General features: G+C 70.7%; 13 protein-coding genes and 1 tRNA gene. 10 read left to right on the top strand and 4 right to left on the bottom strand.

Annotated features, from left to right (window positions below):
* The 3 genes from G6018_RS06760 to G6018_RS17645 all read right to left on the bottom strand — a co-directional run.
* Positions 1-737: protein phosphatase 2C domain-containing protein (locus G6018_RS06760; protein WP_182639218.1), on the bottom strand; the 737-nt coding region annotated here is incomplete at its 3' end.
* Entirely contained in the window at positions 734-1192 is a 459-nt protein-coding gene (locus G6018_RS06755) for an FHA domain-containing protein (protein ID WP_107747200.1), read from the bottom strand. The genes G6018_RS06760 and G6018_RS06755, both read right to left, overlap by 4 nt.
* Before the next feature lie 87 nt (positions 1193-1279).
* Positions 1280-2158, bottom strand: a complete 879-nt coding sequence (locus G6018_RS17645; RefSeq protein WP_182615848.1) for an FhaA domain-containing protein — start codon at positions 2156-2158, stop codon at positions 1280-1282.
* 189 nt (positions 2159-2347) lie between these two features.
* Between G6018_RS17645 and G6018_RS06745 the strand changes: the two genes are divergently transcribed.
* The 3 genes from G6018_RS06745 (at position 2348) to pntB (ending at position 5866) form a co-directional block, all read left to right on the top strand.
* A tRNA-Leu gene (locus G6018_RS06745) sits at positions 2348-2433 on the top strand.
* Between the two features lie 420 nt (positions 2434-2853).
* Complete coding sequence (locus G6018_RS06740) at positions 2854-4437, top strand: Re/Si-specific NAD(P)(+) transhydrogenase subunit alpha (RefSeq protein ID WP_182615856.1); 1584 nt, start codon at positions 2854-2856, stop codon at positions 4435-4437.
* A 4-nt stretch (positions 4438-4441) separates the two neighbouring features.
* Entirely contained in the window at positions 4442-5866 is a 1425-nt protein-coding gene (gene pntB / locus G6018_RS06735; protein ID WP_179524038.1) for a Re/Si-specific NAD(P)(+) transhydrogenase subunit beta, read from the top strand.
* 94 nt (positions 5867-5960) lie between these two features.
* Here pntB and G6018_RS06730 read toward each other — a convergent pair whose 3' ends face one another.
* Entirely contained in the window at positions 5961-7316 is a 1356-nt protein-coding gene (locus G6018_RS06730; protein ID WP_182609419.1) for an ammonium transporter, read from the bottom strand.
* Between the two features lie 404 nt (positions 7317-7720).
* On the opposite strand from G6018_RS06730, the gene glnT reads away from it, so the two are divergent.
* From glnT to G6018_RS06695, 7 genes are all read left to right on the top strand, one after another.
* A complete protein-coding gene (gene glnT / locus G6018_RS06725) occupies positions 7721-9013 on the top strand; it encodes a type III glutamate--ammonia ligase (protein ID WP_241731029.1) in 1293 nt (430 codons plus the stop codon).
* A 76-nt stretch (positions 9014-9089) separates the two neighbouring features.
* Positions 9090-9986 (top strand): glutamine amidotransferase, encoded by an 897-nt coding sequence (locus tag G6018_RS06720; protein WP_182639217.1) that lies wholly within the window; start codon positions 9090-9092, stop codon positions 9984-9986.
* A 50-nt stretch (positions 9987-10036) separates the two neighbouring features.
* Entirely contained in the window at positions 10037-10786 is a 750-nt protein-coding gene (locus G6018_RS06715) for a protein glxC (RefSeq protein ID WP_182615846.1), read from the top strand.
* 33 nt (positions 10787-10819) lie between these two features.
* Positions 10820-12202, top strand: coding sequence for an FMN-binding glutamate synthase family protein (locus tag G6018_RS06710; protein WP_241731028.1), 1383 nt, complete (start codon positions 10820-10822; stop codon positions 12200-12202).
* A 96-nt stretch (positions 12203-12298) separates the two neighbouring features.
* Positions 12299-12955 carry an XRE family transcriptional regulator gene (locus tag G6018_RS06705; protein ID WP_182615852.1) on the top strand — a complete coding sequence of 219 codons (657 nt, stop codon included), beginning with the start codon at positions 12299-12301 and terminating at the stop codon, positions 12953-12955.
* 176 nt (positions 12956-13131) lie between these two features.
* Complete coding sequence (locus G6018_RS06700; RefSeq protein WP_182615845.1) at positions 13132-14388, top strand: allantoate amidohydrolase; 1257 nt, start codon at positions 13132-13134, stop codon at positions 14386-14388.
* 29 nt (positions 14389-14417) lie between these two features.
* Positions 14418-14951: FAD-dependent oxidoreductase (locus G6018_RS06695; protein ID WP_182639216.1), on the top strand; the 534-nt coding region annotated here is incomplete at its 3' end.

The following is a 14951-nucleotide window of genomic DNA, read 5'->3' as shown; positions in this document are numbered from 1 at the left end:
GGCACGACCGTGCCGCCGCGGGGGGAGTCCACGACGTCCGCCACCACGACCGTGACGTTGTCGGGGCCACCGGACCGCAGCGCGAGCTGGACGAGCCGCTCGGCGGCGGCGTCGGCGGACCCGGTCCCGAGGGTCTCGGCGATGGTCTCGGCGCTCACCGGGTCGGACAGGCCGTCCGAGCACAGCAGGTAGCGGTCGCCGACCCGTGCCTCCCGGACGGCGGTGGTGGGCTCGACGGGATCTCCGGTGAGCGCCTTGAGGATGAGCGAGCGCCGCGGGTGCACGTGCGCTTCCTCGGCGGTGAGCTCGCCGCGGTCGACGAGCGACTGGACGAAGGTGTCGTCCTTGGTGATCTGCGTGAGGACGTCGTCGCGGAGCAGGTAGGCGCGCGAGTCGCCGACGTGGAGCAGTCCCATGCGCCGGCCGTCGAAGAGCAGGGCGGTGAGGGTGCAGCCCATGCCCTCGGCCTCGGGATGCGCCTCGACGTGCGCGGCGATCGCCTGGTTGCCCTCGTGCATTGCCCGGCTGAGCGCGCCGGCGAGGTCCGACCCCGGTTGGTCCTCGTCGAGCTTGGCCAGGGTCGCGACCATGATCTGGCTGGCCAACTCGCCCGCGGCGTGGCCACCCATGCCGTCGGCCAGCACGAGGACCCGGGGCGCGGCGTACGCGGAGTCCTCGTTGTTGTCCCGCACCATCCCCGTGTGGGAGCGGGCGGCGTAACTGAGCGCGGGGGTCACGCGCGCAGCTCGATCACGGTCTTGCCGATCCGGATCGGCGTGCCGGCGGCCACCTTGACCGGGGTCGTCACCCGCGTCCTGTCCAGATAGGTGCCGTTGGTCGAACCGAGGTCCTCCAGGAACCAGTCCGGCCCGTGGGGCGACAGCCTGGCGTGTTGGTTGGATGCGTAGTCGTCGTCGATCACCAGGGTGCACGAGTCGGCCCGGCCGAGCAGGACCGGCTGTTCGGACAGCGTGATGCGGGTCCCGGCGAGGGCGCCCTGGGTGACGACGAGGTGGCGGATCGCCTTGGTGCCGCGGCCGAGGAAGCCGCCCCGGCGCTCACCCTGGCCGCCCGACCGCATCCCGACGTTGCCGAAGACGTCGGTCTTCAGCGCCCGCAGGACGAGGTAGATGAACAGCCACAACAGCACCAGGAGGAGGCCACGCGAGAGTTGTAGGACGAGTCCCTGCACGAGTTCGGTCCTCCCCTCTCCGGTCAGGTCACCTCGGGCAACGTGTGATCGCCCCCGGAGGTTCCCGGGGGTCCATGCCTGTCGAGGCTAGTCGAACCGGACGGTTATCTCCGAGTGTCCGACGCGGATCACGTCGCCGTCCGCCAGCTGCCAGTCCTGAACGGGGCCCTCGTTGACCGTGGTCCCGTTGGTGGAGCCCAGGTCGGTCAGGACCGCCTCGCGGCCGTCGAACCGGATGTCCGCGTGCTGCCGGGACACCCCGGTGTCAGGGAGGCGGAAGGCCGCGTCCTGGCCGCGGCCGAGCAGGTTGGAGCCGCGCTGGAGGCGGAAGGTGCGCCCGGATCCGTCCTCGAGGTGCAGTGTCACCGTGAGCGAGGCCCGACCCTGGGTGATCTGCGTCGGGGCGTCGGACGGGCCACCCCAGCCGGTGTTCTGGCCTGCGGACCCGGACCGGGTGGCGACGGGGTAGTTGGAGGCGGGTGCCTGCATGGGGTTCTTCTCCTGACTGGCGCCCGGCGACGCGGGGGACGGCGACGACGGAGCCGGATGGCCCGGTGCCGGTGCCGGCGCGGCGGCCGAGATGTGGAACGGGACGGCGTCGGGGTCCACGACCCCGTTGATCCGCATCTGCCCGGTGTGCAGGTCGTCGCGTTCGACGAAGGTGACGGTGACCGGGCCGTAGGTTTCCCAGCCCTGCTCCGCGATGTGGTCCGAGAGATGGCGGGAGAAGGTCTTGACGGCCAGGGCCTCGTCCTCCGTGAAGGACGCGTAGTCCGACCGGGCGAGGGTGATGGTGTAGCTGTTGGAGACCAGCAGGTGACCGTCGACCACCTTGAGAGAGGCCTCGGACTGCTTCCGCAGCTGCGCCTCCACCTCGGCCGCCACCACCTTGCCGCCGAAGAGACGGGCGAAGGCGTCCCCGACCGCGCCCTGGAGTGTGCGTTCGAACTTGCCGACGATTCCCACGAGCGCCTCCTCTTCCCTGGTACGTGTCCGGACGTCCGGCCGCCGCGCGTGTCGGCGGCATCCGGTCGATCATAGAGGCGGGGGCGGCCCGAAGCACGTGTCCCGCATCCCCGGAGGTCGCGGGGTGAGGCTCCACCAGCGGATTGGTACGGCCGGTGTGGCGCGTGTTAACGTATTCGGGCGTTACTCGGGCGAGTGGCGGAATGGCAGACGCGCTGGCTTCAGGTGCCAGTGTCCTTCGGGACGTGGGGGTTCAAGTCCCCCTTCGCCCACCAGCCGAGTGCAGCCGAGGGTGCACCCGTGAGCCGGCCGAGAGGCCGGCTCTTCGCATTTCGGGCCGGGGAGTGGGGCGCGGGCGTTGCACACGTCACCTGAATCGGGTTCAATAATCGGCGTGACGTAGGCTCACGCGGAAGTTCTCCCGGAGGTCGGCGCCACCATGCCGACGGACCGGAGAGCAACGTCCTCATGGTGGACGGAGCAGAGATCACCCTCTCGCCCGCGCCACCCGTGAGCCCGCATCCCACAGCTCGGATCCCCATCGGTGCCCGACGCGATCAGCGGACGATCCCACCCCGGGTCCCGAACACGATGTAATGAACGGACATTGTCTGGGTCGGTGCACGCGCGTCGGCTCTCCACAACGCTGTCGAAGGAACCCCCACATGGCCTCGAGCCTCGAAGAGATCCCCGATATGACCCCGGAGACCGACATCCGGGACACCGCGGACGCCCCCTCGGTGATCGGCGTGGTCGCCGAGTCCGATCCCGCGGAGAGGCGGGTGGCCGCCACCCCGGCGACCGTCGCGAAGTTGATCGGCCTGGGCTACCGGGTCGTGGTGGAGAACGGGGCGGGAACGCGCGCCGAATTCTCGGACGCGGCCTACGCCGAGTCGGGTGCCGACCTGGTGGAGGGTGACGAGGCCTGGTCGAGCGACGTCGTGTTGAAGGTCGCGGTGCCCACGGAGTCCGAGGTGGCCCGGATGCGGTCCGGTGCGACCCTCGTGGGACTCCTGGCGCCCGCCCAGAACGAGCGGTTGCTGTCCGTCCTGGCCGAGCGCGGGGTCACCGCACTGGCGATGGACGCGGTCCCGCGGATCTCCCGGGCCCAGTCGATGGACGTGCTCAGCTCCATGGCCAACATCGCCGGCTACCGCGCCGTGATCGAGGCCGCCCACCACTTCGGCCGGTTCTTCACCGGACAGGTCACCGCGGCGGGCAAGGTCCCGCCGGCCAAGGTGCTGGTGGCCGGGGCTGGGGTCGCCGGTCTGGCGGCGATCGGTGCGGCCAGCAGCCTCGGGGCGATCGTCCGCGCCACCGATCCGCGGCCCGAGGTGGCCGACCAGGTGGGGTCGATCGGCGGCGAATACCTGCCCGTCGAGGTCCCGGACGAGGAGAAGGTCGTCTCCACGGACGGCTACGCCAAGGCCACCAGCGAGGCCTACGACCGCGCCGCCGCGGCCCTGTACTCGGCCCAGGCGGCCGACGTGGACATTGTCATCACCACCGCGCTGATCCCGGGCCGGGCGGCCCCGCGCCTGCTCACCGCCGCGGATGTGGCGTCGATGAAGCGCGGCTCGGTCATCGTGGACATGGCCGCCGCCCAGGGCGGCAACGTCGAGGGCAGCGTCGCCGACGAGGTCGTGGTGACCGAGAACGGCGTGACGATCATCGGGTACACCGATCTCGCCGGGCGCCTGCCCGCACAGGCATCGCAGTTGTACGGCACCAACCTGGTCAACCTCACCAAGCTCGTCACCCCGGAGAAGGACGGTCGGTGGGCGCTGGATCTGGACGACGTCGTCCAACGCGGGGTGACCGTGGCCAAGGGCGGCGAGGTCATGTGGCCGCCCCCGCCGGTTCAGGTCAGCGCCGCCCCCGCGGCGGCGGCTGCCGCTCCGCTCGAGCCGCGCGCGGAGAAGAAGAAGATGTCTCCCGGCGCCAGGCTCGGACTGATCGCCGTGGGCATGGCGGTGCTACTCCTGCTCACGGCCGTCGCGCCGGGTGACATCCCGCGCCACATCACCGTGTTCGTCCTGGCGATCGTGATCGGCTACTACGTGATCGGCAACGTCCACCACGCGCTGCACACACCGCTCATGTCGGTGACCAACGCGATCTCCGGTGTGATCGTCGTGGGCGCGCTCCTGCAGATCGGGATCGACAACACCGCCGGCCTGGTCCTGGCCACCATCGCGATCCTCGTCGCGTCCATCAACGTCTTCGGCGGCTTCGCCGTGACGCGCCGCATGCTCGGCATGTTCTCGAAGGGAGCCTGAGTAGATGTCACTCGTGACCGCCGCCAACGCGGCCTACCTCGTCGCCGCGCTGCTGTTCATCATGTCCCTGGCCGGCCTGTCCAAGCACGAGACCGCCCGTCGGGGCCTGAGCTTCGGCATCGCCGGCATGGCGCTGGCGCTCCTGGCCACCGTCGCGCTGGTGATCGACCACCAGCCCGCCACCATCGGGATCGTCCTCATGGTGGTGGCGGTGCTGATCGGCGCGACCCTCGGGCTGCTGCGCGCCCGCCGGGTGCAGATGACCGAGATGCCCGAGCTGATCGCCCTGCTCCACTCCTTCGTGGGCCTGGCCGCGGTGCTGGTGGGCTGGAACGGTTACCTCGAGCCCGAACTGCACGGTGAGCTCACCGGCTCGCTGCTGGACATCCACCACGCGGAGGTGTTCATCGGCGTGTTCATCGGCGCCATCACCTTCACCGGCTCGATCGTGGCCTACCTCAAGCTCTCGGGGAAGATGAAGTCCGCGCCGCTGGTGCTGCCGGGCAAGAACCTCATCAACGCCGGGATCCTGGTGGCGTTCATCGCGCTCACCGCGGCGTTCGTCATCAGCCCGGCACTGTGGATGCTCGCGCTGGTCACGGTGCTGGCGCTGGCCCTGGGCTGGCACCTCGTGGCAAGCATCGGCGGCGGCGACATGCCGGTCGTGGTCTCGATGCTCAACTCGTACTCCGGGTGGGCCGCCGCCGCGACGGGCTTCCTGCTCGGCAACGACCTGCTCATCGTCACCGGCGCACTGGTCGGCTCGTCGGGCGCCTACCTGTCCTACATCATGTGCAAGGCCATGAACCGGTCGTTCTTCTCCGTCATCCTGGGGGGCTTCGGCATCGAGGCCGCCTCGGGCGAGGGCAAGGACCACGGGGAGCACAGCGAGATCGACGTCGCCGGCGCCGCCGAGCTGCTGGCGGGCGCCTCGAAGGTGATCATCGCCCCGGGCTACGGCATGGCCGTGGCGCAGGCGCAGTACCCCGTCGCAGATCTCACCCGCACCCTGCGCGAGCGGGGCGTCGACGTCCGCTTCGCCGTGCACCCCGTCGCCGGTCGTCTGCCCGGGCACATGAACGTGCTGCTCGCCGAGGCCAAGGTGCCGTACGACATCGTGTTCGAGCTCGACGAGATCAACGACGACTTCGCCGACACCGACGTGGTCCTGGTGATCGGCGCCAACGACACCGTCAACCCGGACGCCGCCGAGGACCCGGGCAGCCCGATCGCCGGCATGCCCGTGCTCCACGTGTGGGAGGCCGCCGATGTGGTCGTGTTCAAGCGGTCCATGGCCGCCGGATACGCCGGCGTGCAGAACCCGTTGTTCTTCCGCGACAACACGCAGATGCTGTTCGGCGACGCCAAGGACCGTGTCGACGACATCCTGGGCGCGCTCAAGGAGCAGCCGGTCGGGGTGGGCCGCTAGAACCGGCCGGATAACCCGGTACGACGACGAGGAGGCGGTCCCACGCGGGACCGCCTCCTCGTCACTGTTCGGGTGGAACGGTCGATCAGGTTGACTAGGTCGAGGAGGTGGGCGGGGCCGCGGTGGCCGCCTCCGGCTCCTCTTTCCCTGTGACGACCACGGCGTCGGTGCCGAGCCCATCGCCCTCGAGGGCGTCCTGGAAGTAGGCCATCTCGCGGTGGTAGGCCTTGTCCAGGCCCTCCCGCTCGTCCTCCTCGGTGACCCGCAGGCCCATCGTCTTGTCCAGGACGAAGGCGATGAGCAGCGTGACGGTGAAGGAGTAGGCCAGCACCGCCGCCGTGGCCAGGGCCTGGGCCCCGAGCTGCCCGAACCCGCCGCCGAACAGCAGTCCGGCCTCGCCGACGGGGGAGGCGGGATCGGCGATCACACCGATGAGCAGCGTGCCGATGATGCCCGCGACCATGTGTAGCCCGGCCACGTCGAGCGAGTCGTCGTAGCCGAGGCGGTACTTCAGGCCCACCGCGTAGTGGCAGACCACGCCGCAGATCAGGCCGATCGCGATGGCACCGAGCGGGCTGACCGCGGCGGCGGCCGGGGTGATGCCCACCAGACCGGCCACGAGCCCGGAGGCCACTCCCAGAGTCGTGGGGTGCTTGGCGCGGACCTGCTCGGTGATCATCCAGGCCAGCGCGCCACACAGTCCGGCGACCACGGTGTTGAGCGCGGCCACCGCAGCCGTGTTGCCCGCGGCGACGGCGGAGCCGGCGTTGAAGCCGATCCAGCCGGCGAACAGCATGCCGGCGCCGAGGAACGTCAGGGGAACGCTGTGCGGTCTGCTGATCGTGGGGAAGCCGGTTCGTCGACCGAGCACGAGCACCAGCGCGAGCGTCGCGACACCGGCGTTGATGTGGATGGCGGTGCCGCCCGCGAGGTCGATGGCCCCCAGGTTGTTGGCGATCCACCCACCCGTGACCGACCCGTCGTCGGAGTCGAAGGCGAACACCCAGTGGGCCACGGGGAAGAACACCAGTACCGGCCACACGATGGCGAAGACCAGCCAGGTGGAGAAGCGCATACGGTCCGCCACCCCGCCGGCCACGAGGGCGACGGTGATCCCCGCGAAGAGCAGGAGGAACCCGGCGAACAGGGCGGGCGGCAGGCCTGGCGTCTCGGGCTCGGCCATGATGCCCCTCAGGCCCAGGTACTCGAGCGGATCGCCCAGCACACCGGCGCCCCCGACCGAGTCGCCGAAGGTCAGCGAGTAGCCGAAGAGGACCCACAGCACGGCCATCACGGCGACCGCGCCGATCGTCATCATCATCATGTTGAGCGTGCTGCGGATGCTGACCATGCCGCCGTAGAACAGGGCCAGGCCGGGGACCATGAAGGCCACCGCGACCATGGCCGCGAGCACCCAGGCGGTGTCGGCCGCCGCTATGGCTACGTCCATGTTTCTCTCTTCTCTGTGAGGCCACTCCCGGGCGGGGCGACGTGGGGACCGTGCGTTTCACAGTGTGATCCGGTGTTGCTTACTGGCAGGTACCGCGATCGTTTCCATTCGGTTACCGCCGCGGGGGCGAACCGCGCCCTGAGTCGAGAACGCAGCGAAGTACGCAGTTAGACGCGGCTTTTCGCCTGCCGAATCCCGTTACATCGCGGTAACCAGCCGCAGGTTTAACAGCAGTACATTATGACCACCACGCAGAAACCCTCGGATCAGGAGACGTCATGACAGTCACCGCAGACCCCTCCGTCGGGGTCGCCGACCGTGCGAACGGCGAGAGCAGGCGGTCGTCGTTCCCGACGCTCGACGCCGCCCGGGAGGCCGAGAGCGCGCCCGGCACCCTCGCCCGGATGGTCGCGGACACCGGGACGCGATTCGTCCTGGCCGTGTTCACCAACCTCCGGGGCAAGCCGTGCGCCAAGCTCGTCCCGGCCTCCGCGGTCGACCAACTGGAGGCCGGGGAGCTGGGCTTCGCCGGGTACGCCGCCGACGCGATCGGCCAACAGCCCAGGGACCCCGACCTCCTCGTCGTCCCCGACCCCCGCTCCTTCACCACCCTCGACTTCATCAAACCCGGACTGGCCCTGGTGCACTGCGACCCCTGGGTGAGCGGGGAGCCGTGGCGCTTCGCGCCGCGCGTCATCCTGGGACGGATGCTCGCGGACGCCGCGACCGACGGTCTCGAGCTCAAGGTCGGGGCGGAGGTCGAGTATTTCCTGGTCCGCAAGAACGCCGACGGGTCGCTGTGCACCGCCGATCCCAAGGACGACGAGTCCCACCCGTGCTACGACGCCCGGGGCGTGACGCGGATGTTCGAGCACCTCGCCGGGGTCTCGGACGCGATGAACGTGCTCGGCTGGGCCAACTACGCCAACGACCACGAGGACGGCAACGGGCAGTTCGAGCAGAACTTCGCCTACGACGAGGCGATGGTCACCGCCGACAGGGTCATGACGCTGCGCTACATCATCTCCATGCTGGCCGAACAGCGGGACATGATCGCCACCTTCATGCCCAAGCCGTTCTCCGACCGCACCGGATCGGGGATGCACCTGCACATGTCCCTCTGGCGCGACGGACACCCGGTGTTCCCCGCGGTCGGCGACGACCGGTACGGACTGGGGCTCTCGCCCACCGCGTACTCGTTCATCGCGGGCGTCCTCACCCACGCCGCCGGCATGCACGCGGTGCTGTGCCCCACCATCAACTCCTACAAACGTATTGGGGCGCGCACGACCGCGTCGGGGGCCACGTGGTCGCCCACCGACGCGACCTACGGCGGTAACGACCGCACGCACTACCTGCGCGTCCCCGACGGCAATCGCGTCGAGCTCCGGGGAGGCGACGGCTCGGCCAACCCCTACCTGGCCGTGGCGGTGCAACTGGCCGCCGGCCTCGACGGCGTGCGGCGGGAACTCGACCCCGGCGTGCCGGCCACGGTCGGCGAGGCCACCCACACCCTGCCGCCGACCCTGCTGCACGCCGTGGAGGAGATGGGCCGGGACGAGGTCGTCCGCGCCGCACTGGACATCGGTGGCGACGGGGTGGCCGCGTACTACGCCGACCTCAAGCGCGAGGAGTTCATCTCCTGGCACAACACCGTCACCCAGTGGGAGATCGACGAGTACCTCACCGCGCTGTGACGCGCGGCGGCGGCCCTGACGGCCGCCCGCCTCCACTCCCTCCACACCCTCACCTCGACCTCACCAGGAGAACCCCATGTGCGGCATCGTCGGACTCCACCTGCGCGACCCGGAGCTCGAACCCCGGCTCGGCGACCTGCTCACCACCATGCTCGGTGAGATGACCGACCGCGGTTCGGACTCGGCCGGAGTCGCCGTCTACGGCAACCCCGACTGGACCCCGGCGGGATCGGCCACCGTCACCGTGCTGGCGGACGGCGTCGACGCGCCGGCGCTGGCCTCGCGTGTCGGCACCCACCTGGGCTGCGAGGTGTCGGGACGCGAGCTGGGTGCCACCGTGCTCCTGTCCGCCGGGACCGACCCCGAGACCCTGGCCTCCGCCGTTCGAAGCGCGGTCCCGGAGGTGGTCCTGGTCGGCCTGGGCAGCGAGCTCGCCGTCCTCAAGGGCGTCGGCCTGCCGCTGAACCTGGCCGAGGGTTTCGGCCTACCGGGGGCCTCGGGATGGCAGGGCGTCGGGCACACCCGCATGGCCACCGAGTCCGCCGTCACCCCGGCCGGTTCGCACCCCTTCTCCGTGGGTCCGGACCAGTGCATCGTCCACAACGGGTCCTTCTCCAACCACGCCTCGGTGCGCCGCGAACTGGCCCGCCGCGACATCCACTGCGACACCCTCAACGACACCGAGGTGGCCGCTCGCTTCGTGGCGGAGCAGATCGCCCGCGGTGCGGAGATCGACCAGGCACTGGCAGAGATGGCCGGCGTCCTCGACGGCTTCTACACCCTCCTGGTGTCCACGGCCGAGGAGTTCGCGGTGGTGCGAGACCCGATCGCCTGCAAGCCCGCAGTGATCGCCGAGACCGACCGCTACGTGGCCATGGCCTCGGAGTACCGGGCGATGGCGCACCTGCCGGGCATCGACCAGGCGCACCTCTACGAGCCCGAGCCGGGCCGCGTGTACCACTGGCGCCGCTGAACCCCCGGCACCACCGCAGCACCGCAGCACCCCACCAGGAAGGAAGAACGATGACCGTCACGCCGGAACAGGCCTTCGCACCGCAGGAGCTCGGACCCCTCGGCGACGCGCCGACCACCGCCCCGCACGTGATCGACGTCCGGAAGACCGGGTTGCGCGAGACCAACCGGATCCTCCAGGACTCCGACGGCACCGGCAGATACCTGCTCACCGGTCCCAGGGGGGCGCACGCGCTCGCGGTCGGCCTGGAGAAGCCGGACGAGGTCGTGATCGACGGCCCCACCGGGTACTACACCGCGGGAATGAACGACGGCGCCCTCGTGACGGTCAACGGGAACGTGGGGGTCGGGGTGGCCGAGAACATGATGTCGGGGACGGTGCGGGTCACCGGGTCGGCCTCCCAGTCCGCCGGGGCGACGGCCCACGGCGGGCTGCTGGTGATCGAGGGGGACGCCGGCGCCCGGTGCGGGATCTCGATGAAGGGGGTGGACATCGTCGTCGGCGGTTCGATCGGCCACATGAGCTGCTTCATGGGGCAGGCCGGGCGCCTGGTCGTCCTGGGCGACGCCGGTGACGCCCTCGGCGACTCCCTCTACGAGGTCCACATCTACGTGCGGGGCCGGGTCGAGTCCCTCGGCGCCGACTGCGTCGAGAAGGAGATGCGGTCCGAGCACCACACCGAGCTCGGGGAGCTGCTCGACCGGGCGGGCGTCACCGGGATCTCGACCGCGGAGTTCCGGCGTTACGGCTCCGCCCGCACCCTCTACAGCTTCGACGTGGACAACGCCTCCGCCTACTGACCGCCCCGCCACCCTCCCCGACAGGAGCCAGACATGCCCTTCGACGGACACACCCGAACCGACCAGGCATCCCCCCCGCAGATCCCGACAGGAACCGTCGACCCGACCCTGCGCGAGTCCGCCACGTTCCCCCGTCCGGTGATCCACGAGATCCAGCGCGCCGCCGCGACCGGGATCTACGACATCCGCGGCTGGGGCGCCAAGCGCACGGTGCCGCACTTCGACGACCTGCTGTTCCTGGGCGCCTCGATGTCCCGGTACCCGCTCGAGGGATACCGCGAACGCTGCGGCACCGACATCACCCTGGGCACCCGGCACGCCTCGAGGCCCCTCCACCTGGACATCCCCGTGACCATCGCCGGGATGAGCTTCGGGGCCCTGTCGGCGCAGGCCAAGGAGGCCCTCGGTCGCGGGGCCAGCGCGGCGGGCACCTCCACGACCACCGGCGACGGCGGGATGACCGCGGAGGAGCGCGGCCAGAGCTCGAGGCTCGTCTACCAGTACCTGCCCTCGCGCTACGGGATGAACCCCGTCGACCTGCGCAAGGCCGACGCCATCGAGGTGGTCCTGGGACAGGGCGCCAAGCCCGGTGGCGGCGGCATGCTCCTGGGGCAGAAGATCTCCGACCGGGTGGCGCAGATGCGGACCCTGCCCAAGGGGATCGACCAGCGTTCGGCCTGCCGACACCCGGACTGGACGGGCCCCGACGACCTCGCCATCAAGATCCTCGAGCTGCGCGAGATCACCGGCTGGGAGAAGCCGGTGTACGTCAAGGTCGGCGCCACCCGCACCTACTACGACGTCAAGCTCGCGGTGAAGGCCGGTGCGGACGTGGTGGTCGTGGACGGCATGCAGGGCGGAACCGCGGCCACCCAGGACGTGTTCATCGAGCACGTGGGCATCCCCACCCTCGCCGCGATCCCGCAGGCCGTGCAGGCCCTCCAGGAGATGGACCTGCACCGGAAGGTGCAGCTGATCGTCTCCGGGGGGATCCGCTCGGGCGCGGACGTGGCCAAGGCCATGGCCCTGGGCGCGGACGCGGTGGCGATCGGGACGGCGGCACTGATCGCGCTCGGGGACAACGACCCCCGGTACGAGCAGGAGTACCGCGCACTCGGCTCGGCGGCGGGGTTCTACGACGACTTCCAGGACGGCCGCGACCCGGCCGGGATCTCCACCCAGGACCCCGAACTGGCACGTCGGCTGGACCCGGAGGCCGCCGGTCGGCGACTCGCCAACTACCTGCACGTGCTCACGATGGAGGCGCAGACCATCGCCCGGGCCTGCGGAAAGTCCCACCTGACCCACCTGGAGCCCGACGACCTGGTGGCGTTGACGATGGAGGCCGCCGCGATGGCGCGGGTGCCGTTGGCCGGGACCGACTGGATCCCCGGCCGCGCGGGACGGGAACTGTAGGTGACCGTCGTGTCGGACGACCGGACCGCGACCGGGCCCGCGCCGGCGACGGGTGCCCACTTCCACCGCGACGAGACGATGACTACCGTCGAGGGCATGGGAGTCGGCCGGGATGACGCGCGGAGGGTCGTCCACCAGGCGACGCCGCGTGAGCTCCCGGAGGACGTGCCCACCGGCAACGATCTCGAGCGCATCATCGGTTTCCACGTCCGCAGGCTGCGCCTGGCCGAGGGCCTGGGGGTCGCGGAGATGTCCCAGCGGATCGGCATCTCCAAGGCGATGCTCTCCAAGATCGAGAACGCGCAGACCTCGTGCTCGCTGAACATGCTCGCCAAACTCGCCACCGGCCTCGACGTCCCGGTGACCTCGTTGCTCCGCGGCGCGGACACCCGGCGTGACGCGGTGTTCACCCCCGACGGGCAGGGCGCCACGATCGTCGGCCGCGGCACGTCGGCGGGCCACGACTACGAGTTGCTCGGTGCGCTGCGGGGGTCCAACAAGCGCATCGAGCCGGTGCTGGTGACCCTGACCGCCGAGTCGGAGGCGCATCCCCGCTTCCAGCACCCGGGCACCGAGCTGCTCTACATGCTCTCCGGCGACATGATCTACCACCATGCCGAGTCCGAGTACCGACTCCGCCCGGGCGACTCGTTGCTCCTCGACGGCGAGGGCGTCCACGGCCCGGTGGCGATGCTCGAGCTACCCATCCGGTTCCTCTCGGTGACCGCCTACCCGGACGGCGTCGACGGCTGACCCGCCCGGTTCCGCGGAGCCGCGGCACCACCACTCACGACACCACCTCCTCCGGCGCCCCGTTCACGGCGCTTCTCGTCACAGCGCACAGCACACCGCGCCCCGTTCCCCACGCCCCACCGCGGCCGTGGCGCCCCCGTACCGTCCCCACCCTCCCGCACCCCGAGGAGCCCGTCATGACCACATCGGTCACCACCACCGTCACCTCGCTGATGTCCGCGATCGCGGGCGTCGGGACCGACCCGACGAGGGGCGGATACAGCCGCCCCGTCTACTCCGCGGCCGAGGTGGAGCTGCGCGAGTGGTTCCTGGCCGAGGCGGCCGCGCGCGGCCTGGACACCGAGACCGATCGCAACGGGATCATCTGGGCCTGGTGGAATCCGGCCGGCCATCCACTGGAGGGCGCGGTCGTCACCGGCAGTCACCTGGACTCCGTGCCCGGGGGAGGGGCCTTCGACGGCCCTCTCGGCGTGGCCTCGGCGTTGGTGGCGGTCGACCGTCTCCGGGCCCGGGGTCTGCGGCCGCGGCGGGCCCTGGCGCTGACCGTCTTCCCCGAGGAGGAGGGGTCGAGGTTCGGCCGGGCGTGCCTGGGATCGCTGCTGCTCACCGGGGCGATGGACCCGGCCACGGCCGCGGGACTGACCGACGACGACGGCACCACCTACGCCGAGCTGTGCGTGGCCAACGGGCTGGATCCGGCGCGCCTGGGGCGTGACGAGGAGGCGCTGCGGCGGATCGGCCGATTCGTGGAACTCCACGTGGAACAGGGCCGAGGTCTGATCGACCTGGGCAACCCGGTGGCGGTGGCCTCGTCGATCATCGGCCACGGGCGCTGGCGGGTGACCTTCACCGGCCAGGGCAACCACGCCGGCACCACGCTGTTGGCGGACCGCCGCGACCCGATGATCCCGGCCTCCCGCACCGTCCTCGACGTCCGCCGGATCTCCCGCGTGTACCGGGGTGCCAGGGCCACCGTCGGTCGGATCGTGCCCACCCCCGGCGGCACCAACGTCATCGCCTCCAGGGTCGACCTCTGGCTGGACGTGCGGCACCCCGACGACGCCGTGACCGCGCGGATCGTCCACGAGATCACGGAGGCGGCCTCGATGGCCGCCGCGCACGAGGGGTGCGAGAGCACGATCGTGCAGGAGTCGCTCAGCGGTTCGGTGTCCTTCGACCCGGTGTTCCGCGACCGACTGCTCGACGATCTGCCCGGCGTCCCCGTCCTGGCCACGGGGGCCGGCCACGACGCAGGTGTGCTGGCCGCGCACGTCCCCACCGCCATGCTGTTCGTCCGCAACCCCTCCGGGGTGTCGCATTCCCCGGAGGAGCACGTGGAGGACGCCGACGCCGAGCGGGGCGCCGAGGCCCTGGCCGACGTTCTGGCCGACCTGCTCACCTGCGATGACACCTCCGCGACCGACGCGTCCTGACCACCACGCACCACGAGAGAGTGATCCCCATGACCGGCACAGCGCACCCGACCGACACAGCTCAGCGGACCGACACAGTGAAATTCCTCGTCATCGGAGGCGGCCTCGAGGGGCTGTCGATCGCCTGGAACCTGACCGAGCGCGGCGAGACCGACGTACTGGTGGTGGAGAAGGACACCCTGTGTTCCGGGATGACCGGCAAGTCCAGCGGCATCGTCCGCTGCCACTACGGTTCGCCCACCATGGCGGCCCTGAGCTGGCACAGCATCCCGGTGTTCGAGAACGCGACCGAGCTGTTGGGCGACGACATGGCCTTCCGTCAGTGCGGCTACGCCGTGATCGTGGGCGAGGAGAACGTGATCCCGCTCCGGGCGAACGTGGCCATGCAGCAGAGCCTGGGAATCGAGACCGAGATCATCGCCCCGGACCGGATGGCGGAGCTGTGGCCCGGGCTGAACGTCGACGACGTGGCGGCGGCGGCGTGGGAGCCGCGCGGTGGTCGGGGCGAGGCGTACATGACCGGGATGGCCTTCGGCGCCGCCGCCCGCCGGCGTGGGGTCCGC

The organism is Dietzia sp. DQ11-44 (genome assembly GCF_014145205.1).
Classification (GTDB): Bacteria; Actinomycetota; Actinomycetes; order Mycobacteriales; family Mycobacteriaceae; genus Dietzia; species Dietzia natronolimnaea.
This window is presented reverse-complemented; position numbering and strand designations above follow the sequence as displayed.

Coding starts and splice junctions, on each gene's coding strand:
- G6018_RS06740 (WP_182615856.1), top strand. CDS start 2,854: ATGACCCCGGAGACCGACATCCGGGACACCGCGGACGCCCCCTCGGTG.
- pntB (WP_179524038.1), top strand. CDS start 4,442: ATGTCACTCGTGACCGCCGCCAACGCGGCCTACCTCGTCGCCGCGCTG.
- G6018_RS06730 (WP_182609419.1), bottom strand. CDS start 7,316: ATGGACGTAGCCATAGCGGCGGCCGACACCGCCTGGGTGCTCGCGGCC.
- glnT (WP_241731029.1), top strand. CDS start 7,721: ATGGTCGCGGACACCGGGACGCGATTCGTCCTGGCCGTGTTCACCAAC.
- G6018_RS06720 (WP_182639217.1), top strand. CDS start 9,090: ATGTGCGGCATCGTCGGACTCCACCTGCGCGACCCGGAGCTCGAACCC.
- G6018_RS06715 (WP_182615846.1), top strand. CDS start 10,037: ATGACCGTCACGCCGGAACAGGCCTTCGCACCGCAGGAGCTCGGACCC.
- G6018_RS06710 (WP_241731028.1), top strand. CDS start 10,820: ATGCCCTTCGACGGACACACCCGAACCGACCAGGCATCCCCCCCGCAG.
- G6018_RS06705 (WP_182615852.1), top strand. CDS start 12,299: ATGGGAGTCGGCCGGGATGACGCGCGGAGGGTCGTCCACCAGGCGACG.
- G6018_RS06700 (WP_182615845.1), top strand. CDS start 13,132: ATGACCACATCGGTCACCACCACCGTCACCTCGCTGATGTCCGCGATC.